The sequence below is a fragment of the Pseudomonas silesiensis genome (genome assembly GCF_001661075.1).
GTDB classification, from domain to species: domain Bacteria; phylum Pseudomonadota; class Gammaproteobacteria; order Pseudomonadales; family Pseudomonadaceae; genus Aquipseudomonas; species Aquipseudomonas silesiensis.
Map to the genome: position 1 here is coordinate 4,223,046 of NZ_CP014870.1, position 24,552 is coordinate 4,247,597.

Annotated in this window: 24 protein-coding genes; 14 read left to right on the forward strand and 10 right to left on the reverse strand. The window is 58.2% G+C overall.

Features of this window, described 5'->3' with window-relative positions; all coding sequences use genetic code 11:
* Positions 1-33 precede the first annotated feature (33 nt).
* From aliB to PMA3_RS18765, 12 genes are all read left to right on the forward strand, one after another.
* Positions 34-1,173 (forward strand): cyclohexanecarboxyl-CoA dehydrogenase, encoded by a 1,140-nt coding sequence (gene aliB / locus PMA3_RS18710; protein WP_064678573.1) that lies wholly within the window; start codon positions 34-36, stop codon positions 1,171-1,173.
* Positions 1,174-1,244: 71 nt separating this feature from the next.
* Positions 1,245-1,724 (forward strand): MarR family winged helix-turn-helix transcriptional regulator, encoded by a 480-nt coding sequence (locus PMA3_RS18715; protein WP_064678574.1) that lies wholly within the window; start codon positions 1,245-1,247, stop codon positions 1,722-1,724.
* A gap of 118 nt (positions 1,725-1,842) precedes the next feature.
* Positions 1,843-2,607, forward strand: coding sequence for an ABC transporter ATP-binding protein (locus PMA3_RS18720; RefSeq protein WP_064678575.1), 765 nt, complete (start codon positions 1,843-1,845; stop codon positions 2,605-2,607).
* Complete coding sequence (locus PMA3_RS18725; protein WP_064678576.1) at positions 2,604-3,314, forward strand: ABC transporter ATP-binding protein; 711 nt, start codon at positions 2,604-2,606, stop codon at positions 3,312-3,314. Before PMA3_RS18720 ends, PMA3_RS18725 begins: the two co-directional genes overlap by 4 nt.
* A 57-nt stretch (positions 3,315-3,371) precedes the next feature.
* Positions 3,372-4,607, forward strand: coding sequence for an ABC transporter substrate-binding protein (locus PMA3_RS18730; RefSeq protein WP_064678577.1), 1,236 nt, complete (start codon positions 3,372-3,374; stop codon positions 4,605-4,607).
* Positions 4,608-4,659: 52 nt separating this feature from the next.
* A complete protein-coding gene (locus PMA3_RS18735) occupies positions 4,660-5,547 on the forward strand; it encodes a branched-chain amino acid ABC transporter permease (RefSeq protein WP_064678578.1) in 888 nt (295 codons plus the stop codon).
* 3 nt (positions 5,548-5,550) lie between these two features.
* Positions 5,551-6,534, forward strand: a complete 984-nt coding sequence (locus PMA3_RS18740) for a branched-chain amino acid ABC transporter permease (RefSeq protein ID WP_064678579.1) — start codon at positions 5,551-5,553, stop codon at positions 6,532-6,534.
* A 31-nt stretch (positions 6,535-6,565) separates the two neighbouring features.
* Positions 6,566-8,518, forward strand: a complete 1,953-nt coding sequence (locus PMA3_RS18745; RefSeq protein ID WP_064678580.1) for an AMP-binding protein — start codon at positions 6,566-6,568, stop codon at positions 8,516-8,518.
* Between the two features lie 14 nt (positions 8,519-8,532).
* Complete coding sequence (locus PMA3_RS18750; RefSeq protein WP_064678581.1) at positions 8,533-9,291, forward strand: 3-hydroxybutyrate dehydrogenase; 759 nt, start codon at positions 8,533-8,535, stop codon at positions 9,289-9,291.
* Positions 9,291-10,064 (forward strand): FAS1-like dehydratase domain-containing protein, encoded by a 774-nt coding sequence (locus PMA3_RS18755; RefSeq protein WP_064678582.1) that lies wholly within the window; start codon positions 9,291-9,293, stop codon positions 10,062-10,064. The genes PMA3_RS18750 and PMA3_RS18755 overlap by 1 nt, the downstream gene beginning before the upstream one ends.
* A gap of 135 nt (positions 10,065-10,199) precedes the next feature.
* Positions 10,200-11,441 (forward strand): OprD family porin, encoded by a 1,242-nt coding sequence (locus PMA3_RS18760; protein WP_064678583.1) that lies wholly within the window; start codon positions 10,200-10,202, stop codon positions 11,439-11,441.
* 49 nt (positions 11,442-11,490) lie between these two features.
* Positions 11,491-12,177 carry a nitroreductase gene (locus PMA3_RS18765; protein ID WP_064678584.1) on the forward strand — a complete coding sequence of 229 codons (687 nt, stop codon included), beginning with the start codon at positions 11,491-11,493 and terminating at the stop codon, positions 12,175-12,177.
* A gap of 84 nt (positions 12,178-12,261) precedes the next feature.
* Here the strand turns inward: PMA3_RS18765 and PMA3_RS30955 are convergent, their stop codons facing one another.
* The 9 genes from PMA3_RS30955 to PMA3_RS18805 all read right to left on the reverse strand — a co-directional run bounded on the left by PMA3_RS30955 (position 12,262) and on the right by PMA3_RS18805 (position 20,264).
* The gene (locus PMA3_RS30955) at positions 12,262-12,438 is read right to left on the reverse strand and encodes a DUF2934 domain-containing protein (protein WP_082930371.1); all 177 of its coding nucleotides are present in this window, start codon (positions 12,436-12,438) and stop codon (positions 12,262-12,264) included.
* A gap of 233 nt (positions 12,439-12,671) precedes the next feature.
* Positions 12,672-14,003 (reverse strand): LLM class flavin-dependent oxidoreductase, encoded by a 1,332-nt coding sequence (locus PMA3_RS18770; RefSeq protein ID WP_064678585.1) that lies wholly within the window; start codon positions 14,001-14,003, stop codon positions 12,672-12,674.
* A gap of 66 nt (positions 14,004-14,069) precedes the next feature.
* On the reverse strand, positions 14,070-14,834 hold the full coding sequence (locus PMA3_RS18775) for an ABC transporter ATP-binding protein (RefSeq protein ID WP_064678586.1): 765 nt from the start codon (positions 14,832-14,834) through the stop codon (positions 14,070-14,072).
* Between the two features lie 25 nt (positions 14,835-14,859).
* Positions 14,860-15,645 (reverse strand): ABC transporter permease, encoded by a 786-nt coding sequence (locus PMA3_RS18780; RefSeq protein WP_064678587.1) that lies wholly within the window; start codon positions 15,643-15,645, stop codon positions 14,860-14,862.
* Entirely contained in the window at positions 15,642-16,547 is a 906-nt protein-coding gene (locus tag PMA3_RS18785) for an ABC transporter permease (protein ID WP_064678588.1), read from the reverse strand. The genes PMA3_RS18780 and PMA3_RS18785 overlap by 4 nt, the downstream gene beginning before the upstream one ends.
* A gap of 4 nt (positions 16,548-16,551) precedes the next feature.
* On the reverse strand, positions 16,552-17,661 hold the full coding sequence (locus tag PMA3_RS18790; protein WP_064678589.1) for an ABC transporter substrate-binding protein: 1,110 nt from the start codon (positions 17,659-17,661) through the stop codon (positions 16,552-16,554).
* Between the two features lie 35 nt (positions 17,662-17,696).
* Complete coding sequence (locus PMA3_RS18795; RefSeq protein ID WP_064678590.1) at positions 17,697-18,608, reverse strand: TauD/TfdA dioxygenase family protein; 912 nt, start codon at positions 18,606-18,608, stop codon at positions 17,697-17,699.
* 156 nt (positions 18,609-18,764) lie between these two features.
* On the reverse strand, positions 18,765-18,974 hold the full coding sequence (locus PMA3_RS18800) for a hypothetical protein (RefSeq protein WP_064678591.1): 210 nt from the start codon (positions 18,972-18,974) through the stop codon (positions 18,765-18,767).
* Between the two features lie 159 nt (positions 18,975-19,133).
* Positions 19,134-20,264 carry an alkene reductase gene (locus PMA3_RS18805; protein WP_102136432.1) on the reverse strand — a complete coding sequence of 377 codons (1,131 nt, stop codon included), beginning with the start codon at positions 20,262-20,264 and terminating at the stop codon, positions 19,134-19,136.
* A 277-nt stretch (positions 20,265-20,541) separates the two neighbouring features.
* Here PMA3_RS18805 and PMA3_RS18810 point away from each other — a divergent pair, with 277 nt between their 5' ends.
* A complete protein-coding gene (locus PMA3_RS18810; RefSeq protein WP_064678593.1) occupies positions 20,542-21,096 on the forward strand; it encodes a YdeI/OmpD-associated family protein in 555 nt (184 codons plus the stop codon).
* 204 nt (positions 21,097-21,300) lie between these two features.
* Here PMA3_RS18810 and PMA3_RS18815 read toward each other — a convergent pair whose 3' ends face one another.
* Positions 21,301-22,050 (reverse strand): phosphatase PAP2 family protein, encoded by a 750-nt coding sequence (locus PMA3_RS18815; protein ID WP_064678594.1) that lies wholly within the window; start codon positions 22,048-22,050, stop codon positions 21,301-21,303.
* A 382-nt stretch (positions 22,051-22,432) separates the two neighbouring features.
* On the opposite strand from PMA3_RS18815, the gene PMA3_RS18820 reads away from it, so the two are divergent.
* Complete coding sequence (locus tag PMA3_RS18820) at positions 22,433-24,076, forward strand: phosphoethanolamine transferase (protein ID WP_064678595.1); 1,644 nt, start codon at positions 22,433-22,435, stop codon at positions 24,074-24,076.
* Positions 24,077-24,552 lie beyond the last annotated feature (476 nt).

The following is a 24,552-nucleotide window of genomic DNA, read 5'->3' on the forward strand; positions in this document are numbered from 1 at the left end:
TGCCGGTCCCCCGGCCCTGGCTTGGAGAGAATCATGAATTTCGCATTCGACGAACAACAAAACGCTATTCGTGAAAGCGTTGCCCGCTTTAGCGCCGAGGTACTTGCGCCGGGTTATCGCAAGCGCGATCTCAGCGGCAAGATTGAACGCTCAGTGATCCGGCAGATGGGTGAAATGGGCCTGCTCGGTGGCGAACTGCCGGAGGAATACGGTGGCAGTGGCCTGGACTGCGTGACCGCCGGCATCATCATCGAGGAAATCTCGCGCGGTGATTTCAACGTCGGCTACATACCGCTACTGGCTTCGCTGAACGGCCAGATCATCGCGCAACACGCCTCGCCTGAACTGGCCAAGGAATGGCTGGGGGCAATTACCAGCGGGCAGAAAATCGTCTGCATCGCCCTGACCGAACCCAGTGGTGGCTCCGACGCTGCGAGCCTGCGCATGAAGGCCGAGCGCAAAGGCGATACCTATGTGCTCAATGGCGAGAAGACGTCCATCTCGATGGCCGATCAGGCCGACGTTGCGGTGGTCTTTGCTCGCACCGGCACCCAGGAATCCCGCGCCAACGGCATCAGTGCCTTCCTGGTGCCGATGACGTTGCCAGGCATCAGCACTACCCGCTTTGAAGACGCGGGCCAGCGCGCCATCGGGCGTGGTTCGATCTTCTTCGACAACGTGGAGGTGCATGCCAGCCATCGCCTGGGCGATGAAGGTAAAGGCTTCAAGCAGGTGATGCAGGGCTTCGATTACAGCCGTGCGTTGATCGGCCTGCAGTGCCTGGCGATAGCCCAGCAATCGTTGGACGAAACCTGGAAATGGCTGACCGAGCGCGAGGCATTCGGCCAGCAACTGGCGGCATTCCAGGGTTTGACTCACCCTCTGGCGGAATTCCAGACCTACGTGCAAGCTGCGCGCCTGCAGTGTTACTACGCGCTATGGCTCAAAGACGCCGGACAACCCCACAACGCCGAAGCCGCGATGAACAAGTGGTGGGGACCCAAGCTGGCGTTTGACGTGGTCAAGCAGTGCCTGCTCGCCCATGGCCACACCGGCTGGGGTGAAGATCTGCCATTTGCCCAGCGTCTTCGTGATGTACTTGGCCTGCAGATCGGTGACGGTACTGCGCAAATCATGAAAAATATCATCGCTCGCGAGTACATCCCCAAATAACACCTTGTCTGCACCGGCAGGCAGGTGACCTTATCGGCCTACCGACGCCCACCGGGCAACAAGGACATGTAATGGACGCCAACGAAAACCGCAGCATACCGAACACCTTATTTTTCCGGCTGTTTCAAACCGGCAACGTACTGCAGCGCCAGGTACAGAACGAGATGGGCATCAGCACCGTGCAATGGGCGGTACTGGGCGCCCTGTCCCGAGCCGGTTTCGAGGAGGGTATCTCCTTCAACCAGTTGACGGAGTACCTGTTTGTCAGCCGGCAAAGCCTGGATGGCGTGCTCAAGCGCATGGAGCGGGATAACCACGTGCTTCGCGTGCCTCATCCGGATGACGGTCGCGCCCGCCTGGTCCGGCTGACCGACCAGGGTCGGGAATACTGGGACGCGCTGCAGGACCGGATCTACCAGTTTTATCAGCAAGGTTTGCAGGGCTTCAGCTTCGACGACAGCGTCAATTTCCTGCACTACCTGAACAAGTTCAAAAACGACCTGGCCAGGATTTCATTCGGCGAGGAGAAGCAGGCAAGGCTCGAGGACTAGGCCCCTACCGGACGGGCCGCTCTTCCTGCCATGCGTCGCGACGCAGATTGGTTTTTCCCCATGCCCTCGGGCGTGGTGCCGGTTAATAAAAACAATCACTACCTGGCAGGAATAACAGATGAGCAATGTCATCCTCGAAACAAGAGGATTGACCAAGGAGTTCAACGGCTTCACCGCCGTCAACTCGGTCGATCTGCAAGTGCATACAGGGCACATCCATGCCTTGATCGGTCCTAACGGTGCGGGCAAGACCACCTTTTTCAATTTGCTGACCAAGTTTCACGCCCCTACCAAGGGCCAGATTTTTTACCAAGGGCAGGAAATCACGCCCCTCAAATCCAACCAGATCGCCCGCCTGGGGTTGGTCCGCTCCTTCCAGATTTCAGCGGTATTCGGCCACATGACCGCCCTGGAAAACGTGCGCGTCGCCCTGCAGCGTGGCGAAGGCAACTCCTATCACTTCTGGGTCCCGCAACGGCGCCTGAACCACCTCAACCAGCGCGCGCTGCAGCTGTTATGCGAAGTCGGCCTGGAGACCTATGCCAGCGTACTGGCCGTGGAGATGCCGTACGGGCGCAAACGTGCCCTCGAACTGGCGACCACACTGGCGCTGGAGCCGACGTTGATGTTGCTCGACGAGCCGACACAGGGCATGGGCAGCGAGGACGTGGACGTCGTCGTCGAGTTGATCCGGCGCGTCTCGGCCGGGCGCACGGTGCTGATGGTCGAACACAACCTGAGCGTGGTCAGTCGTCTGTGCGACCGCATCACCGTACTGGCGCGAGGCGCAGTGTTGGCTGAAGGCGATTACGCCAGCGTCTCGGCCAACGCCCTGGTACGCGAAGCCTACATGGGCAAAGAAGCCGATGAGGTGCACGCATGAACCGCCCTGGCGCCCAATTGACCGTCAGCAACCTGCACGCCTTCTACGGCGAGTCCCATGTGCTGCACGGCGTCGACCTCGAGGTTTATCCGGGCGAGCTGGTGACGCTGCTCGGACGCAACGGCTCCGGCCGCAGCTCGACCCTGCGCGCGATCATGAACATGGTGGGTCACCGCACCGGGTCGATCGTCATCAATGGCCGTGAAACCCTGACCATCGCCGCCCACAAAATTGCCCGCCTGGGCGTGGGTTTCTGCCCGGAAGAGCGCGGCATCTTCGCCAGTCTCAGCGTCGAGGAGAACCTGATGCTGCCACCGACCGTGGCCAGTGGCGGCCTGTCGGTGGACGAGATCTACAGCATGTTCCCCAACCTCAAAGAGCGTCGCAAAAGCCAGGGCACACGCTTGTCCGGGGGTGAACAGCAAATGCTCGCCCTGGCTCGCATCCTGCGCACCGGCGCCCGCCTGTTGCTGCTCGACGAGATCACCGAAGGCCTGGCACCGGTGATCGTCGAGCGACTCGGCGAGGTGCTGGCGCAGCTCAAGGGCCGTGGCATGACCATCGTGCTGGTGGAACAGAATTTCCGTTTTGCCGCGCCCTTGGCTGACCGGCACTACTTGATCGAACACGGCCAAGTGGTCGACCAGTTCAACGCCGCCGAGCTGGACGGAAAACGAGAGCACCTTAACGCCATGCTCGGCGTTTAAACCTTGTGTATCCAGACCATAAAAATAATGAGCTCAACTTGAGCCTTGGAGCGTCACATGTCAGCAGTTTTCAAGTTTTGCACTTCCGGTCTTGCCAAAGCCGTCGCCCGCGGGCTGGTGTTCTGCCTGATGGCCAGCACTGCTCACGCCAGCATCAGCGATGATCAGATCCGTATCGGATACCTTGATGACTTGAGCGGCCCCTACAGCGACCTGGCCGGCCCCGGTGGGCTGGAGGCTGTGCGCATGGCCGTCGAAGACTTCAACGGCAAGGTGGGCGACAAGAAAATCGTGCTGTTCGAGGCCGACCACAAGAACAACGCCGACCTGGGTGCGAACACCGCCCGCGAGTGGATCGACCAGCGCGGTGTCGACCTGATCGCCGGCTTGAACGCTTCGCCGGTGGCCATCGCCGTGACCCGTCTGGTGGAAGAAAAAAACCGCTTCGCCATTGTCTCGACAGCGGCGGCAGCCAGCCTGACCAACGAATACTGCACGCCCAATCACATTCACTACGTTTACGACACCTACTCGGTCTCCAACGGTGCGGCCAAGGCGATCGTCGCCAAAGGCGGTGACAGCTGGTACCTGCTGAGCGCCGACTACGCCTTCGGCCATGCCATGGAAGAGCAGGTTTCCAAAGCCGTGGCCGCCAGTGGGGGGACGGTCGTCGGCAAGGCTCGCCACCCGTTCCAGAGCAGTGATTTCTCGTCCTACATCCTCCAGGCGCAGGCCTCGGGTGCGAAGATCATCGGCCTGGCCAGCGCGGGCTCGGACCTGGTCAACGCCATCTCCACCGCTAAACAATTCGGCTTGATGGACGGTGGACAGACCATCGCCAGCCTCATGGTGTTCATCACGGACATCAAGGCCATCGGCCTGCCGACCGCCCAGGGCACCCAGTTCGTGTCTGGCTGGTACTGGGACATGAACGACGAATCCCGCGCCTGGGCCAACCGTTACTACGAGCGTGTCAAACGCATGCCGACCATGGTCCAGGCCGGTCTATATTCCAGTACCACCCAGTACCTCAAAGCCGTCGCCGCCACTGGCTCCGATGATCCTGCGGTTGTGCGCGAGTACATGCTGAAAACGCCGATCAACGACATGTTCGCCCATAACGGTCGCGTGCGCGTAGACGGCCGGATGGTCCACGACATGTACCTGGCCCAGGTGAAGACGCCGCAAGAGTCGAAGAGCGATTGGGACCTGTTCAAGATCCTCGGCACCATCCCGGCCGACGAAGCCTATCTGCCGCTCTCCGAAAGCAAGTGCAAGCTCGTTAAAAACTGATCTTCAAGTCACGAGCATGTAGCCCCTTGAATCCGCTAAAGGACGACTGGCAATGACAACAATACTCGGTGTGCCCCTGGCGGCCATGTTCGGCCAGCTATTGCTGGGCCTGATCAACGGCGCGTTCTACGCGTTATTGAGCCTGGGCCTGGCGGTCATCTTCGGCTTGCTGCGCATCATCAATTTTGCGCATGGTGCGCAGTACATGGTGGGCGCCTTCGCCGCACTGCTGTTCCTCAAATACTTCGGTATCAACTACTGGGCGGCGCTGTTCCTGGTGCCGCTCACTGTCGGTGCTCTGGGCATTGTGATCGAGCGTTTCCTGCTGCGGCGCATCGCTCATCTGGATCACCTGTACGGGCTGCTGCTGACCTTCGGCCTGGCCATGATCATCGAAGGCAGCTTCATCAACTTCTTCGGCGTGTCGGGCAGCAGCTATCCGATCCCGCAAGCCTTGCAAGGCGGGTTCAAGCTGGACTTCATGTTCCTGCCAACCTACCGCGCCTGGGTGCTGGTGGCGGGCCTGGGCATGTGCCTGTTCACCTGGTGCATGATTGAAAAAACCCGTCTTGGCGCCTATCTGCGCGCCGGCACCGAAAAACCCGGGCTGATGCAGGCCTTCGGGGTCAACGTGCCCCTGCTGACCACCCTGACCTACGGCTTTGGCGTGGCACTCGCGGCCTTCGCCGGCGTGCTGGCGGCGCCGATCTACTCGGTGTCGCCCACCATGGGTTCGAACCTGTTGATTGTGGTCTTCGCCGTGGTGGTGATCGGCGGCATGGGATCCATCATGGGCGCCATCCTCACCGGCGTGGCCATGGGTGTGATCGAAGGTTTGACCAAGGTGTTCTGGCCCGAGTCGGCCGGTACCGTGATCTTCTTCGTGATGATTCTGGTGCTGCTGATCCGCCCCAATGGCCTGTTCGGTAAGGAGGCGTAAGCCATGAATGCCAAGACCAAAATTTATATCCCTCAGCAACACGAAGCCCGCGAACAACGCCAGCTGAACACCTTGTACCTGGCCTTGATCGTCATAGGCCTGGTGGCGCCCTGGGTGGCTTATCCGGTGTTCCTGATGAAGCTGTTGTGCTTCGGCCTGTTCGCCTGCTCGTTCAATCTGTTGCTCGGCTACACCGGCCTGCTCTCGTTCGGGCATGCGGCTTTCCTCGCGGCCGGCGGCTACAGCACCGGTTATCTGTTGAGCCAGCATCCGGGAATCGGACCGGAGTTGGCGATCATCGGCGGCACCTTGGCGGCGGCTTTGGTCGGCGCTGCTTTCGGCGCCCTGGCCATCCGCCGCCAAGGCATCTACTTCGCGATGATCACGTTGGCGCTGGCGCAGTTGCTGTACTTCCTGTTTCTCAAGGCGCCGTTCACCGGCGGCGAAGACGGGCTGCATGGGATCAGTCGCGGCAAGCTGCTGGGCGTTATCGACCTGGGCAACAACACCGCCATGTACTACTTCGTGCTGGCGATCACCGTGCTCGGGTTTGCCTTGGTCAGTCGCGTGGTGCACTCGCCCTTCGGCCAGATCCTCAAGGCGATCCGCGAGAACGAGGACCGCGCCACTTCATTGGGCTACAACGTCAACCGCTACAAATGGCTGGCCTTCGTCATTTCTTCGTCTATCGCCGGCCTCGCCGGCTCGACCAAAGCCGTGGTGTTCCAGCTGGCGACCCTGACCGATGCGCACTGGCATATGTCGGGCGAGGTGGTGCTGATGACCCTGCTGGGCGGGGTCGGTACCTTGCTCGGTCCCTTCGTCGGTGCCGCCATCGTCGTCTCGCTGCAACACCTTCTGGCCCAATCCCCCCTGGGCACGTGGGGCTCGCCGATTCTGGGCTGCATCTTCGTGCTCTGCGTGCTGTGCTTCCGCTCAGGCGTGGTCGGCTGGATCAAGCTGCTCATCAACAAAAACTTCAAATAACGCGCAGATGCATAACGATCAGGAGATAGGCATGGACAGTTCCGTCGTTTGGACACCCCGCCAGGACTTCATTCAGGGCACCCGCCTGCATCAATGGATGCACACATTGGGTGAAAGCGACTATGAGCACTTTCTCGATCGCTCGACCCAGGATGCACCGTGGTTCGCCACATCCCTGGAGCAAGCGCTGGGCATCGTTTGGGACACGCCCTACCACACCGCCCTCAACGAGGCTGGAGGCATCAAGCATCCCCGCTGGTATGAAGGCGGCCGACTGAACATCATCCGCTCGACTCTGGAACGTTGGGCCGCCGATCCGGTACAAGCGCAAAAAAATGCCCTGATCTGGGAAAGCGAAAACGGCCAGTGCCTGGAAGTGAGCTACGGCGAGCTGGCGCGGCGGGTGAACGACGTCGCCCAAGGGCTGAGCGAGTTGGGCGTAGTGAGCGGCGACCGCGTTGCCATCTACATGCCGATGTTGATTGAGACCGTGGTCGCGGTATTGGCCGTGGTCAAGCTGGGGGCCATCTTTACCCCGGCCTTCTCTGGCTACGGCGCCGAAGCCCTGGCCACGCGCATAGAGGCTTGCGGTGCCAAGTTGCTGATCACCGCCGACGGCTTTCTGCGGCGCGGCAAAGTGGTCGCCATGAAAGAGGAAGCCGACAAGGCTGCCGACCTGAGTCCATCGCTGGAAAAGGTCATTGTGGTGCGCCGCCTGGGACGTGAAATCCCCTGGCACCCCAGCCGCGACCTGGACTTTGCCACGCTGCTGGCCTGTGACGGCAGCCAGTGCCCGACCGCTGTGGTCGACAGCCAGTCCCCGATGATGATCATCTACACCTCCGGCACCACCGGCAAGCCAAAGGGCGCGGTGCATACCCATGGCGGGTTCCCGCTCAAGGCCGCGCTGGATGTCGGCTTGTGCATGGATGTCGGGCAAAACGATCGTCTGTTCTGGATCACCGACATGGGGTGGCTGACCGGCCCGGTCGTGGTCTTCGGCAGCCTGATCAATGGCGCCTGCGCGGTGCTCTATGAAGGCTCGCCGGACTATCCGCAAGCGGATCGGGTCTGGCAGTTGGGCGCACGCCATCAGGCCACCCACATCGGCGTTTCACCGACGCTGGTGCGCTCGCTGATGCAGCATGGCGACGCCATTGCCCAAGGCCACGACCTGAGCGTCCTGCGTACCTTTACCTCGACCGGCGAGCCCTGGAATCGGGAGCCGTGGCTGTGGCTGTTCGATACCGTTGGCGCGGGGCGTTATCCCATCATCAACTATGCCGGCGGCACCGAGATCGGCGGTGGCATCCTGACGAACGTGCTAATCAAACCGATTTCCCCGGTGACCTTCAACACGCGCATGCCGGGCATGGCCGCCGAGGTCTGTGACAACCAGGGCCAACCGGTAAGGCAAACGCTCGGTGAGCTGGTGCTGACCAAGCCCTGGATCGGTATGACCCACAGCTTCTGGCAGGAACCCGAACGGTACGAACAATCGTATTTCGATCGATTCCCCAACACCTGGGTCCACGGGGACTGGGCAATTATCGATGGTGAAGGCTTCTGGACCATCACCGGTCGCTCCGACGACACCCTGAACGTCGCCGGCAAGCGCATCGGCCCTGCAGAAATGGAATCCATCCTGGTCAGCCATGCCCAGGTGCTGGAGGCCGGCGCCATCGGCGTTCCGGACGAGATCAAGGGCGAGACACCCGTGTGCTTCGTGGTGCTGCACCCCGGTACCGTACCGGACGCGGCACTGGACGCCGAACTGCTCGATCTGATCGGCAGAAAACTGGGCAAGGCCATGCGCCCCAAACAACTGCATTACGTCAGCGAACTGCCCAAGACCCGCAATGGCAAAGTCATGCGCCGAGTGATCCGCGCGGCCTACCTGGGGCAGGACGCCGGCGATCTGACATCGATGGACAACACCGATGCGCTCGTGGTCATCAGCAACTGCCGCCTTCTGGCCGCATGATTCGGGAGGCTCACATGACTCAGATTGCCCGCACCGTCGTCGTTACGGGTGCCGCCCAGGGGATCGGTCTGGCAATTGCCCAGGCGTTCGCTGCCCAAGGTGATTTCGTGGCCTTGTGCGACATCAACCTGGCCGCCGCGGAACAGGCGGCAAGCCGCTTGCCCAATGCCAAGGCGTACGCTGTCGATGTCACGAGCGAGGCGCAAATTGCGGCGTTCTTCGAGCACCTGCTCACAGAACGGCCGACCCTCGACGTACTGGTCAACAACGCAGGCCTGCAGCACATTTCGCCGGTTCAGCACTTCCCGCTCGACAAGTGGAACACCCTGCTGGCGGTGATGTTGACCGGCCCGTTCCTGATGAGTAAACACGCCCTGCCCAGCATGCTTGCGCAGCAGAGCGGACGCATCATCAACATCGCCTCGGTCCACGGCAAACTGGCTTCGCCGTATAAAAGCGCTTACATCGCCGCCAAACACGGATTGATCGGTTTCACCCGCGCCCTGGCGCTCGAGACCGCCAACCAGGGGATCACTGCCAACGCCCTGCTTCCCGGCGCGGTGCGCACCTCCCTGGTGGAAAACCAACTGCCCCTGCTTGCAGCCCAGGATGGCGTCAGCGAGGAAGAGGCATTGCACCGGCACATTCTCGCTCGCCAGCCGATGAAGCGCCTGTTGGAGCCCGGTGAAATCGGTGACAGTGCGGTATTTCTTGCATCCCACGCGGCGCGCGCCATCACCGGCGAGTCGCTCAGCGTCTCGGGGGGCTGGTAATGCCGGCGAACCTCAGTCACCTCAAGGGCCATCGCTTTGCTGACTGCGACTGGTCGTTCACGCCCAAGCGCATCAGCGCGCTGAACCTGGCCATCGGCGTCACCCAGGACTGCACCGGGCTGCCACCGACACTGGCGTTCAGCGCCGACATGGATCACCAGGTCGTCGATCAACTGCTCGCCCTGACAGGCCTGGGGGCCCATCAACTGCTGCACGGTGAACAGCACTTCCACTACCACCATCCACTGCAACCCGGCTTGCGCTACAGCAGCCGCGCTGAACTGACCGAGGTGATCAAAAAGCCGCGTTTCAACCTGCTGCACAAGAAAACGCGCCTGCTCACCGCCGACGGCAGCCTGGCGTGTGAAATGCTCAGCATCTATGTCGCGGTGCCGGTACCTGGCCCGCCCAGGGTGGGTCCTGAAATGGCGGAGCAGAACGCTCCGCCGGTAACAACCGCCGGGGCGATCAGCCGGGAGCAAATCAACGCCTTCGCCCTCGCCTCGGGTGATCAGAACCCCGTGCATCTGGAGCCGGCCATTGCTTGCCGGGCCGGGCATGCCGATGTTTTCGCCCAGGGAATGCTGGGCATGGGCATGCTCGGCACACTGTTGAGTGCCACTCGCCTGCAACGGTTCGGTGTGCGATTCCTGTCACCCATCGCGCTGGGCGATCAGCCTCGGCTTTATCAAACAGGCATCCGGTCACGGGAACTTGTACTCACCAATGAGAAAGGAAACATCCGGATCAGGGGTTACGCCGAGCTCGACTGAATAACCTTCAGCGACTGATCAGCGAAAAAAAACGAATTTAGAAGTTCGTTTTACGGGCTGACTCGTCCCGAAAAAAGGATCGTCGTTCAAACCCAATAGCTGCTGTTCACCACAATAAAAACAAGAGGTCGAACCATGCATTACCCGTCAAAAACCTTGTCCATCACCCTCGCAATCAGTACCAGCATCGTCGCTCAACAGGCCATTGCCGAATTCAACGACGATAGCCACCTGACGCTCGAGGCCCGTAACTTCTACATCAACCGTGATTTTCGGGATAACCCCAACACGGCCCGTCACAAGGCTGAAGAATGGGGCCAGGGCTTCATGTTGCGTTACAGCTCTGGCTTCACCGAGGGCACGGTGGGCTTTGGCGTGGATGCGCTCGGGCTGCTTGGCGTAAAACTTGATGCCGGCCGCGGCACGACCGGTGCGGGCGCCCTGCCCGTGCAGAGTAATGGCGAGGTCCCGGACAGCTTTGGTTTTATCGGCCCTACCGCTAAAGTCAAAATGGCCAAGAGCCTGCTGACTGTCGGCACCCACGCACCGACCCTGCCGATCGCGTTTCGCAATGACACCCGCTTGCTGCCGCAGACGTTTGAAGGCGCGCAGATCGTCTCCAGTGACATCGACAAGCTCACCCTCACCGGCGGCCAGTTTCGCGCCACCCGCCTGCGCAACTCAACCAACTACGAAGACATGACCATGTTTGCCGACGGCTCCAGAGGGGGCGTCGCGACTGACCGTTTCAACTATGCGGGTGCTACTTATGCGCTGCTGCCAAACCTGACCACCACCTACTTCTTCGCCCAATTGCAGGACAACTACAGCCAGCACTACGGCAATCTGATTCACACCCAGCCATTGGCCGAGGGATTGAACCTGAGGTCGGAAGTCCGTTATTTTCAGAGTGAAAACGAGGGTCGCACCAATGTCGACAACCGCAACCTGGGAACGATGTTCACCCTGTCCTACAAGGGTCACGCCCTCGGCGCCAGCTACCAGAACCAGAGCGGCGACACCGGCATGCCCTTCATCGGCGGCGGCACCGATCCATGGGCATTCAACACCGTCACCTACCACCATTTCCTGCGCGCCAGGGAAGACTCCTGGCAGCTTCGCTACGACTATGACCTCGCCACCGTCGGTTTGCCCGGGCTGACGTTCATGACGCGCTATGTGTCAGGCGACAACTTTGAAATCGCCGGCACCAACGCCAAGGAATGGGAACGCAATGTCGATATCGCTTATGTGGTTCAGGGCGGACCGCTGAAAAACGTCAACCTGCGGTTGCGCAACGTCGCCTATCGCGGGAACCGCACGACGGATATTGACGAAAACCGCATCATCGTAGGCTACACCTTCAAGTTTTGGTGAGTATTGCTCGCCGACATTTCAGCCAATGACCGCACAAGGAGTTTCTCAAATGCATATAGATGCCGCCATCCGCTCGCGTAAATCCGTTCGAAGCTTCATGCCGTGGAGCGTCCCCAAACCGGTGATCGAACATATTCTGAAGGTCGCCTCACGGGCACCCAGCGGCAACAACGTACAGCCCTGGCATGTCCATGTATTGACCGGCCAGGCCAAGCAACGCTTGTGCGACGATATAATCGCATCCGCGACCCACGACGCCGGGCAGCATGCTGCCGAATATGAATACTACCCGACTGCCTGGTTTGAGCCCTATCAGCAACGTCGCCGCGAGGTGGGCTTCAGCCTGTATGAGAAGCTCGGCATCAAGCGCGACGATACAACGGCCCGTGACCAGCAAATGCTGCGCAACTACCAGTTCTTCGACGCCCCGGTCGGTCTGCTGATCAGCCTTGACCGCAGACTCAATACGGGCAGCTATATGGATTTAGGCATGTTCATCCAGAACATCCTGCTCGCCGCCAGGGGTCAGGGCTTGCACACTTGCGCCCAGGCTGCATTCGCCTGGTACCACCAGGTCATACGCGAACATCTGCCGCTCGCGGACAATGACATTCTGGTCTGCGGCATCGCTCTGGGCCACGAGGACCGTGACGCACCGGAGAACAGCCTTGAAACGCCACGTGAACCAATTGAACGTTTTGCCTCGTTCCACGGCTTCAGCTCTGACGAGCCATAGCCAATCGGTGAGGTTGGACAGACGCAACGCCGGGTCGAGGGGGGCGCTTCTCCAGAGTAAGCAGTCAGTAGTGTATCGATTGAGCTACGCCGCTTTTCGCTCCTCCAACGTCTGCATCAGGGGGGCGGCTCTGGATGACCGCAGTTCAGCCGCGAGCTGATCTTCGGCGAGACGCCAGTAGAAGAGTGCAGCTCCTTCCGGGCATGCATCCTTTTCCCACAGCGCATAAGCTCGTTCCCGGATTTTTGATTCATTAATCATCGACACTGTCCTGTGATTGGGCCGCTGTATATTCACGTTAGCTGAACCGTGCTCAGCACCTGATGGCCACGCTGCTTCGCTTCGGTTGGCGCTGCAGATTCCATTAAAGCAGTCGATCACTTTTTCGCAATGTTCACAAAATTGGCATGGAGATGGAGTCAGATGCGCACACCTGCAGGAACCTGACGCCCGTGAGCAGCCTCGGGCGTCTTGTAAGACTCTCTGCCCCTCGCTCAGGCGGACTTCAGGGAAAAACGCGAATCCGGGCGATTCAAGCCGTAATGCTCGCGCAGAGTACTACCCGAATATTCACTGCGGAACAGGCCACGCTTGCGCAGTATCGGCAGCACTTCATCGAGGAACACTTCAAAGCCTTCGGGGAACGCTGGCGGCATCACGTTGAAACCATCGGCGGCACCACTGCGGAACCACTGCTCGATCAAATCTGCAATCTGCACCGGCGTACCTGCCGGCGCCCAATGCCCACGAGCACCGGCCAGGCGATTGATCAGTTGGCGCAGCGTCGGTTTCTCGCGGTCGACAATGTCGATGATCAATTTGAAACGGCTCGACTGGCTTTCGCTGCTGTCGAAGTTGATCAGGTGACGCGGGAACGGTGCATCCAGATCGTGCCCGGTCAGGTCGACCCCCAGCATGCGGCGTAGCTGACCCAAGGAGATGTGCGGCAGCACCAGTTCGTTGAGCTCGTCGAACTTGCGCTGCGCTTCGGCTTCGGTGCTACCGATGTAGGGGCTGATGCCCGGGAGAATTTTCAGCCGGCGAGGATCGCGCCCCGCCGCCTTCGCCCGAGCACGGATATCGTTGGCGAATTCGGTGGCGCTTTGCAGGGTCTGGTGTGCGGTGAAAATCGCTTCGGCATGCCTGGAGGCGAAATCACGGCCATCTTCGGAAGACCCGGCCTGCACCTGTACCGGCCGCCCCTGTGGCGAGCGCGGAGAGTTGAATGGGCCCTTTACTTTGTAGTGGGCACCCACGTGGTTGATCGCATGCACCTTGTCGCCATCGGCAAACACCCCGGACGTCTTGTCCAGCACCAGCGCATCGTCCTCCCAGCTGTCCCACAGGTCACCGACCACCTGCACGAATTCTTCGGCCTGAGCATAGCGGTCAAACGCCGAGGGATGTTTATCCAGACCAAAATTGGCGGCTGCAGCGGCCATGGAGGTGGTCACGATGTTCCAGCCCGCGCGCCCCTTGCTGAGGTGGTCCAGCGCACTGAACGAGCGAGCCAGATTGTAGGGTTCGCTGTAGGTCGTACTGGCCGTGGCGATCAGGCCTATGCGTTGGGTCACTGCGGCAATCGCTGCCAGCCAGGTGATGGGTTCGAAACGAATGCGTAACCCCTCATGCCCGCTTTCAGCCAGTGAAGGCGAATCCGCGAAGAAAATCGCATCAAGTTTCTCGCGTTCAGCGCGCAGTGCCAGTTGCTGGTAATAGCCGATATCCATGGAGGATTCCGGCACCGACTGCGGGTGACGCCAGGCCGCTTCGTGATGGCCGTTCGGATAGATAAACAGGTTGAGGCTGAGCTGGCGTTCGGACATTTTCCGTTCCCTGAAAAAATTGAGTTTGAAAAAAACAAGCCTGCGCACGGCGTCAGGCGCAGGGGCTCAGTGCAGCTCGGCAAAATCGCTCAGCACATCGTCGCGCAGGGCGATGAAGCGGCTGTCACTGCGGTTGCGTGAACGCGGCAGATCGATGTCGACGATGCGCCGGATGCGGCCTGGGTTGGGCTGCATCACCACCACGCGGTCACCCAGGAATACCGCCTCATCAACATCGTGCGTGACCAGGATCATGGTGATTTTTTCCTTGACCCAGATGTTTTGCAGCTCGCCCTGCAGTCGCGCACGGGTCAAGGCATCGAGGGCACCCAGCGGTTCATCCAGTAGCAGCACGCTCGGGCGATTGACCAAGCCGCGGGCTATGGCCACGCGTTGCGCCATGCCGCCGGATATCTGATGAGGGTAGGCATCGATAAAGTCTTGCAGGCCGACGAGTTCAATGTGCTCGCGCACGGTGTCGCGTTTCTGCCCAGCGCTCAGGGGTGAATTCTTGAGCCCGACAGCGACGTTCTGTTCCACATTGAGCCAGGGGAACAAGCGGTGATCCTGAAAGACGATGCCACGTTCCAGGCCAGTGCCTTCGATGGGTTTGCCATCCAGCAGGATGCGCCCGTCATATTCTTCGTCCAGTCCAAGAATCAGTCGCAGCAGCGTGGATTTGCCGCAGCCGCTGGCCCCGACGATGCTGATGAACTCCCCGGGAGCGATGTCGAGGTGGATGTTGTCGAGTACTTGCAGTTGAGTCGAACTGCCCGGTCGGGAAGCGAAACGCTTGCTGATGTTTTCGAGGGTCAGGCTATTGTTGAGCATGTTGCAATCCTTTTGAAAATGCCAATCAACGAGGCGCGATGCCGTACAGGCGCTGCATTCGCCGTTCAAGTGTCCGGGCCAATGCGTTGAGGCCCCAGCCCACCAGGCCGATAACCACCATTCCAAATAACACCAGGTCCATCATGAAATGTTCGCTGCCATCAATCAGCGTGTTGCCGATCCCCTCCCCCGATACCAGCAGGTATTCGGCACCGATGGTCGCCAGCCAGGAATAGACCAGCGCCAGGTAAATCCCCGTGAAAATCGACGGCAAGGCGGCGGGAAGCATGACCCCGATGATGGTTTGCCAACGGGTGAAGCCGTATACCCGCGCCACTTCCAACAGGTTGGGTGGGACATTGCGTAAACCGTCGCAGGTATTCACCACCACCGGCACCAGCGCTGCCAGTGACAGGAACACGACCTTGGCCACATCGCCCAGGCCGAACCACACCGAGATCAACGGGATCCAGGCGAACAGAGAAATTTGTTTGAAGGTATTGAAACTCGGACCCACAAGACGTTGGAAATACCGCGACAGGCCCAGCAGGCAACCCAATACCAGGCCGAGCGTGGTACCGATAAAAAAGCCACTGAGGTTACGCGCCAGGCTGGCAGAAATTGCCCGCCAGAATTTGCCCGAGGCCATTTGATCCCAAGCCGTGGTGGCGACTTTTTCCGGCGAAACGAGCAAGCCCGATTGGCTCCAGCCCTGGCTCGAAGCCAGCCACCACACGGCAATGGCGGCAATTGGCAAGACCCATCCGCGATATCCGCGGTTACGGCTGCCTGCTGACATGATCGCACTCATGACAGTCGCCCCCCGGCCGTTGGCCGACCACGACTCAAGCGTTGTTCCAGGTAGTCGAAACCGCGGTCTATCAACAGGCCGAGAGCACCGACCACCACAACGGCCGCCATCACCAGGTCCAGTTGAAACAGCTGGCGCCCATAGACGATCAGGTAACCCAGCCCCTCACTCGATGCCACCAACTCAACCACTACCAGCGATAACCAGGCTTTGGTGAAGCCCAGACGCAAACCAGTGAACAGCGTCGGGATGGCCGCCGGCAAGACGATGGAGGTGACGCTTTGCCGACGACTGAAGCCGTAGGCCCGGCCGACTTCCAACAGCCCTTTGGGCGCCTGGTGGAAAGCCTGCAACGTACACAGAGTGATCGGCACCATGGCCGCCTTGGCAATCAGCACATACTTGAGCGTCTCGCCGATGCCGAACAGCAGCAAGGCAAACGGCAGCCAGCCCAGTACCGGTATTTGCACCAGCGCGTTGAAGGTGGGTAAAAGATAATCCTCGACCGTTTTGGAAATCCCCATGGCCAGGCCCAGCGCTATGCCGACGAGTGCACCCAACGCAAATCCGACGACCACCCGTTGCATGCTGGCGAACGCGTTCAGCCACAGGTCACCGGAGGTGACCAGGTCCGACAAGGTTTGATAAACGTAGCCTGGCGGTGGGAGCACCTGCTCTGAAAGCCAACCGCGTTCCACCCCCAAGTACCATAAGCCGAGCAACACCAGCGGCAATAGCCAGGGCAAGGCTTTATCACCCGGATTGAAGGACCAGGCCGACGGACGCAGCACCTCTACCTTGCGTACTGAACGGGCCGGTGATGGTGGCAAGCGTTTGACGTTGTCGCTCGGTAATGCCGGCGTCGCGTACGGCGCTAATCTGACGGTCTGTGCCCTGGCCATTTGCCTAGCTCCCTTGCCTGCTGGTCGCGACCGCTACTGCATTGCCAGCCGGCTGTTTGCCATCCGGGCCGTAGGGCGTCCAGTAGTTTTCAAGCCCCTTGGCTTTCAGGGATTTTTGCAGGTAACTGGTCTCGAACCAGCCATCGATGCTGACGGGGCGACGGATGAGTTTTTCTTCCTTGGCCTGGTCCGCCACGGCCTGATAGCGGCCAAGCAGAAAGTTGTCAACCAGAGGCGAAGCTTTGTCCCTGAGGCTTACGCCGGTAAAGTCGGCGCGTAGTGATTCTGCGGGCTCATTACTCTTGGCCCACTCAGTGAAGACTGCATCACGATGGCTGTCATCCGATGTCCATTTCGCCGCATCCACCAGCGTGTCGACAACCTTTTGCACCTTGTCCGGATGTTCTTTTTCATAGGCACCCCGAACCACCAGTGCGGTCTGTCGGGTGTAGCGCACATCCTGAGTGGGGTTGTCGTAAATGATGTCGATCAGGCCTTGATCGCGAAGCTTGAACAATTCGCGGCCGCCAAATGCGGCATCTACTCCATTGGATACCAAGGCTGCCTGAGTGCTTCCGGTATCGAGGTTGATGACCTTGATATCGCGCTCGGTCAGACCATGCGCCGCCAAAAGATTGATCGTCACCAGATGGCCGTTGGTTCCACGAAAGACCGCCACCTTCTTGCCTTTCAGATCCTCGATGCTTTTGAGTTCGGAGCCCTTGGGAACTGCCAGGTAAAGGTTGGCACGTACACCCAGCGCGGCCAGCAGTCTGGTGTCCAGCCCATTGGAACGCCCGACGACTGCGGGCAGATCGCCCTGGTAGGCGAAATCAAGTTGCTGGTTCGATAAGGCTTCGTTTACCGCGGGGCCAGCGCCCTTGAAAAAGAACCATTGCACCTCGGTACCGGTTCCAGCGAAGGCCTTTTCCAGCAGTTGCTGATTGCGCACAATGCCCAAGGTCGAGCCACTGAACGTTACCGGGTCACCGCCGCCGGCCGTCGCTACTCCAATGCGCAATACATCGGCCTGCGCCAAGGGTATTGCAAGAAGCGCAGCCAGTGCTGCAGCGATGCGGCCTTTGTGAAACAGGGGGATACCTTTGAGTTTCATATAGAAACCTTCCTTGTGTCGATGAGACTCGTTTGTTACGCAGCGAGGTGTTTTTTATCGGCTTCGGTTTTCGGCGAGCGGGTATCCGGGCTTGGCTTGAGCGCTTGGCTCAAGCGACCGTCAACGCCAACCGGCACATCACCGTCGATGGTGGTTCGGCGCACGATGCGTTGGGCATCGCCATAGTCGTTAATCGCGATGTGCTGCGTGGCGCGGTTGTCCCAGATCACCACGTCACCCTCCTGCCAGCGCCAGCGCACGGTGTTGTCGACATGGGTAATACGGTCGTGGAACAAGCGAATAAGTTGTTTCGAATCGCTATTGCTGACACCCTGAATCTGTTTAACAAAGTGCCCCAGCAACAAACTTCTTTCGCCCGACTCTGGATGCACTCGCACCAGAGGGTGCTCGGTCTCATAAACTTCGGCGGTAAACTGTTCGCGATAACGCCTGATACCCGACTCGTCAGTATTACGTGGCGCCGCGTAGTCATACACGTTGGTATGCAACGCGCGCAAACTATCTGCCAGTTGTTTTAATGGCTCGGGCAAGTCGGTGTAAGCCGCTGCGGTATTAGCCCACACCGTGTCACCGCCGTAAGGTGGAATAACCACACCGCGCAATATGGAAATCTTCGGATAATTAGCCACGAAGGTTACATCGGTGTGCCAGGAATTGGCTCGGGTTTCCTTGGCGTCCAAGTGCAGGATGGCAGCACTTTGCTCGGCGGAACGTACGGTGGGATGTGGTACCTGATCACCGAAACGACGGGAAAAAGCTTCGTGCTCGGCGTCATTCAGATGTTGGTCGCGAAAGAACAGCACTTTATATTTCAGCAGCGCCTCGTTAATAAATTCGAATTGCTCAGCACTGATGTTTCCACCCAACTTCACACCTTCCAGTTGCGCACCAATTCGACCAGCAACAGGTTTAATTTGAATTGTCATCGAGCTACCTCCTGTCTCACGAGTGGTTGTAGGACCAATCATAAAGACATAATAGCAGCTGTGACTAATCACCAATTATTATAAGGATAGAAGATCGACCCTATAACTAAGCCACGATAAAACTGAGCGAACCGCTATAAGATTCCGGTTATTAGCTCATAACGCTTTAATATCACCGTCAGTTCGAGACCCACTGAGATCCTCCCAATAGGGAGGAACGCCAATCGCATTGATGAAGTAGTCCCACACCACGGGAACCTTCTGGGAGCGGAGTCGATTCTCGGGGGAAATCAAATGTATCTGGCTTGGCGTCTGCTCAACCGCCCCCTCCCAGTCGGGCAAAAGCTGAATGAGCTGCTTGCTCATGAAGCTCAGTGATCTGTACTAAAACAGAATGGCTGCTGATTGTCCTCTCGGCCCCGTCTCTGAGGTCTATTTGCACCAGGCATGAAAAAGCAGCCGCACCGAGTACCGGTGACGGCTGCCTATCCCTCAGAAGGTGGAACCTTGCCGGGTCGCGACTGCTTACCCTCGATGGGGCGCGTAATCGACATAACCTTCGGCCCCGCCGCCGTAGAAGGTTTCGCGCTTGGCTTCGGTCAGAGGCCAGTTGTTCTGCAGGCGCGCCACAAGATCAGGGTTGCTGATGTAAGCAGTGCCAAACGCGGCGAGGTCGATGATGCCATCATTGATCAGGTCTTGCGCACGTTGGCGCGACATACCGCCAGCCAAAATGAGCGCTGTGTCAGGCAATTTTGATTTCATGGTCGACAGCAAACTGATAAAGGTCGCTTTCGGGCCGCCACCGCCACCCTCGGTACCCGGTGCAGGAAATCCGGACTGATCCATGACATGAACATAGGCCAGTTGCCGAGCGCCTATCTCTGTAGCAAGCGCGGTGTAGGTTTCATCGATCTGCTCGTACAACGGCATATCGAACAGTTGACCATAGGGCGAAATACGGATGCCCACACGGCCCGCGCCAATCCGCGCAACCACGGCGTCGATGACTTCCAGGGTGAAGCGCAGACGATTTTCCAACTGATCAGCGGAGTACTGATCGGTTCGATCATTGACCAGCGGATTCATGAACTGCTCGAACAGATAGCCATTGGCACCATGAATTTCTACGCCATCAAAACCTGCCTCGATCGCATTTTCGGCCGCCTGCGCGAACTCACCGACAATCCGCGAAACCTCGGCCGTTGTGAGCTGGCGCGGCGCAGGTGGCTCTACCAACGCCGGCTTGCCGTCAGCGTCGTAGCCGAAAGCTGTCGCGCCAACCGCTTGCTTCGACGTGGCGCTCACCGGCAGTTTCCCGCCCTCCTGGATCGACGGATGCGACACACGACCCACGTGCCAGATTTGCGCAAACATCTTGCCACCCACGGAATGAACCGAGTGGGTGGTGAGGCGCCATCCAGCGATCTGCTCGGGGGTGAAGATGCCGGGATTGAAGAGGTAGCCTTGACCTTCACGGGATATCGGCGTGCCCTCGCTGACGATCAAGCCTGCGGTGGCGCGCTGCGCGTAGTACAAGGCCACTCGTTCATCGGCGGCATCATCGGGTGCGCGAGAGCGGGTTAAAGGCGCCATCACGATACGATTTTTGAGCGTGGTGTCGCCCATGCGGAATTCTTCGAAGAGTGTCGACATTGGAGTTTCCATATTTGATCGAGTGGGAGGACGATCAGCTGAGCGACAGGTGAACAATGCAGACTGTCTTGGACTCACGCTAAAAGTCAGATGAGTTGCAGCGATGGATCGATGCTAACTTCGGACTCGTGATGCAACAATCCGCTCAAATCGCAAATGACTTTTGCTTTTTTAGCAACGCGGGACGACACGGAACGTTTACGACACCACCGTCGCGTTTAAAAACGACAGTGAGGTCGCCAGAGAGTAGTCAGGCGTATTAGTGGGAGGAGTTGCAATGACAACAATCGATGTGAAATCCAGATTCGAAGCAAAGCTTCTTCGTCCGGCAAAGCCTGGTAATGATACGTCGTGGGCGTTCGTAGTACTGCCAAGAGACGCGAGTGAACAGCTTCCGAGGCGAGGAAGGACGACAGTTGAAGGCACAATCAATGGGCACCACTTCCAGGCAACCCTTGAGCCGGATGGTCAGCTGAGCCATTGGCTGCAGGTAAGTGGAGAGTTACTCGAAGCCGCAGGCACGGCCGTCGGCGGCATGGTTACACTAGAGCTAGCCCCTGTGAAGAAGGAACCCGAGCCTGACATCCCACCAGATTTTCAGGAGGCACTGGCAGCCACTCCTGAGGCTCGTAAAGTCTGGAACACTACGACGACCATCGCACGCGTAGACTGGATACACTGGATTACTTCAGCCAAGCAACTTAAGACGCGCGCAAAACGAATTGTCGATGCCTGCGATATGCTTGCATCCGGCAAGAAGCAGGTTTGCTGTTTCGACCAGTCCGGCTACTACAGTAAGGCCTTCCGTGCGCCCGAGGCGGAAAGTTTTTAGATGGAGCATTACGTTGAATACGCCTGACAATGCGTTCAAAACGTTCGCTTCGTTCATCGGGACCGGCCAAGCCGGCCTTTTAGCTTGATTGTTATGAATGTCTGCAAAGGTCGGTTGCTGCCCGTCGCGGCGGGCAGTATCGGGCAAATGCGGACAGCCAGCAGTGCGAGGGCACTTTTACCCAAGGCTCGCACAGGGGGCATTTCATCCCTTCTCCAATCCTGCCACCGATTTTTCCCGAGTCTTAAGGGCCCGCGCCTCAGGACGGTAAAGCAGCCAGCGGTACAGGAGCACACAAATCACCCAATCAAGTAACAAGGTCCAGATGTTGTGGGAAAGAAAATGAGCCCCCTGCATCATCCTGCCCACGGAGAAAATCGCGCCCAATCCCAGGGCAACCCCAAGGGCGATTCGCGCCCCTTGTGAGTGACGGTCGCGCAAGGCGAAGAACAGGGCCAGCAACGAGAAGCCAGTAGACGCATGACCGCCGGGCCAGCAGCGGCCCGGCTTGAGCGTCTGCGCGCGATGACTGAGCAACGGTGTATAGGTTTCGCTACCGCCGAAGTCACTCAGGCTCCATGGGCAATGCACCGCCGTCACTGCCTTGAGGGGCGTGACGATCGACGTGGTCAGTGCCATGGCCAGAATGGTGTAGCCCAGCGGCCGACGCCATTCATGGAGTTTTGAAGAAACACGGCTGACCAGAAAGGCAATCAGCAGCAAGACAAATACCAGGATCACGACCTGCTTGGCGCGGTCGTGCAGGATGTTTTCCAGCCAGTAACTCTGGCGCCCGATGAAACCGGCCCCAGGCACATAGAACATCCGGGCAATAGAGAAATCCAGGGCTGTCGGATCGAGTAACAACATCAACCCCATCAGAAAAATCGGAATGCCTAGCGCAAGACGAAAATCAAAAGGACGGGACACACGAAGCGGTAATGCGATAGCCATCGAGGGGCTCCGTTATGAATTATTAATAAAAGCGGGGGGCACACGATCGCTCCTGCAAAAAACATTGTTGGCAACAGCCAGGCTCAACTTCTGAACGCATCACTACCTGACGTTTGCGCATCATGAGCCGCACGTTAAAGTGAGTAACGTAGGGGTACGGTGAAAACAATGTGAAAAAATAATTACAAATGTCGCTTAACGTCTATTGGCTCGCGCGCGGGTCAAGCTGTTAAAAAACCGGCATAAATCAATATTATGTCGACTCCATTTTTTACCGGCATATTTTTCACGAAATTTTTATGAATCGCTGCCTAGAGTCTGCGCCATTGGAGACATCTCGCTCAGCCAACGGGCGCTCCCTCATTTCGATAAAGCAGACAACATGTTTAACATTAAAGCCGTACGCCCTGAAGTGATGACATTGTTTGCCAGTGGCTTCCTGTTAATTGGTTTCAATACCACACTCTGGCACCATCTTTTCAGCATAACGGACACCACGGGCATGTTGCCGCGACTGGCTTTCGCCGTCATGGTCTTTTTCGCCTTTAATATCGTACTTACTTTGCTGGCCTTTCGTAAAACATTGAAACCGGTACTGACTGCCCTGTTCATGATCAGCGCGGGCGTCGCCTATTTCATGAGTCGTTATGGTGTATTGATTGATACCGGGATGCTGCGTAACTTCGCAGAAACCAATGCCACCGAAGTGTGGGATCTACTGTCACTTAAACTGCTCGCGTATTGGGTACTGCTGGGCGTCCTGCCCTCTTTAATCCTATGGAAAACACCGATCCTCTTTCGCCAACCGCCGCGAGAGCTCATCTGCAAGACCCTGATCAGTATCGGTTGTGCCATGGTCATAGGCGGCGTCGCCCTGCTCAATTACCAAGGCTTGTCATCGCTTTTTCGCAACCATCATGAATTGCGGCTGATGGTTGTGCCCAGCAATTACATCGGCGCATCGTTCAGCTATTTGCGCGAGCAACTGGTCACCGCGCAAAAGCCCTTCAAGACGATAGGCGAAGATGCGATCCGGGATACCCGCCAGGCGCAACATTCGCGCAAATCCCTGACGGTGCTAGTGGTCGGGGAAAGTGCCCGAGCTGAAAATTTTGGCATCCTGGGTTACAACCGAGACACCACGCCACAGATGGATAAAGAGCCTGGTGTGATCGCTTTTACTGATGTTCATTCCTGCGGAACGGAAACGGCTGTATCGGTGCCGTGCATGTTTTCCAATATGGGACGCAAGAATTATGACGCTTCGACGGCAAAAACCGAAGAAGGTCTGCTGGATGTACTCAAACGTGCGGGGATAGACGTAGTCTGGCGCGACAACCAGTCCGGCTGCAAAGGCACTTGCGACCGGGTCGTCTTTGAGGATGTGAGCAACCTGAAAGACCCGGACCTTTGCGCCAATAAAGAATGCAGGGATGAGATCCTCCTGCAGGGCCTGCAAAGTTTCATTGATCACCTTGATAAAGACACGGTTCTGGTACTGCACCAGATGGGCAGTCACGGCCCGGAATACTTCAAGCGTTACCCGAAAGCCTTCGAGAAATTTACGCCCGTTTGCGAAAGTAATGCGCTGGACCAATGCAGCCGCGACAGCATAGTCAATGGCTATGACAATACCCTCCTGTACACCGATCATGTTCTGGCCAGCTTGATTGACATATTGCGTAGCCAACAGGACAAAGTAGACACGGCGATGATGTATCTATCGGATCACGGCGAGTCGCTGGGTGAGTACAACCTGTTCCTGCACGGAACGCCTTACCTGCTGGCGCCTGATCAGCAAAAACATGTTCCTTTGATGGTTTGGCTTTCTGACAACTATCAGCACTCGTTTGCCGTTGATACCGAATGCCTGCAAAAAACCCGAACTGGTTATCTGAGTCAGGACAACCTGTTCCATTCGATACTCGGACTACTCAACGTTCGCACCCATGTCTACGACCCGAAACTGGATATGTTCGCCGGCTGCAGGAATGACAGCCCCGCAACCATATTGGCCACCCAATAACCGGCTCTTGGAATAACATCGGAAACACCCATAACCACCTCCCGCCCCCCCCCCAACGGACAACGATGTGACCGACCCCGATGCCCAGCAGGAATTTGGGTGCCCTTCACGATGATCAGCGCCACCCGTCAGTATCCACACTCGTTATCGTTAACCACCATCGTCGGAACGCCGCCCGGAGCAAGCTCGCTCCTACAGGGGCCAGGCCGGCTGTCGCTCAGGTCGACGTCTGCGCAGCGTTACCTCCCAGCGTTACTCCCCTTCGTTTCATACACGAAACAAATCCGCCATTTCCCGACATACGACGTTACCTAAAAAGGCACTGCGTGCTCGCATTTTTCCCGGCGTCGCACAATCGATGGGCAATTTCGTGCCAAATAAGAAACCGCGTTTCATATATGAAACGCGACAAATAACCTGAAATCTCCTTAAACATCTAATAACAAAGGAGTTTTTGACAAAAAACAAAATCCTCA